This window comes from Enterobacter sp. UNJFSC 003 (assembly GCF_036903355.1).
In the GTDB taxonomy this organism is placed as follows: Bacteria; Pseudomonadota; Gammaproteobacteria; order Enterobacterales; family Enterobacteriaceae; genus Enterobacter.
Genome location: NZ_JBAKHK010000152.1, coordinates 1 through 274, shown reverse-complemented (window position 1 = coordinate 274; position 274 = coordinate 1). Strand labels below are relative to the sequence as shown.

Below are 274 nucleotides of genomic sequence, written 5' to 3'. Positions count from 1 at the left end.
GGTGCCTGCCCAGCCGGTAAGGCCGAATACCGGCGTCCCATCGGCAATCATTCCCAGACCTAACTTGGCAAAGCTGTCACCAATCAGGTAAGCAAAGGTGCCTTTAATACCATCGGCAGCGCCAATCGCTTTTTTAGGTACAAAGCCAACAGCAGCCACACCAATCAACAATTGCGGGCCAAAGACCAGGAAACCCAACGCAAAGAGAGAAGCCAGATAGATATATTCGTTACTGGCATGTTGATACACACCGAGCGTGGCGATAATCAGCGCC

The 274-nt window shown here is 51.8% G+C and carries 1 pseudogene; it reads right to left on the bottom strand.

What is annotated here, in order from left to right:
• Window positions 1–274, bottom strand: a pseudogene (gene uhpT, locus V5P19_RS23550) (hexose-6-phosphate:phosphate antiporter); the annotation flags it as partial.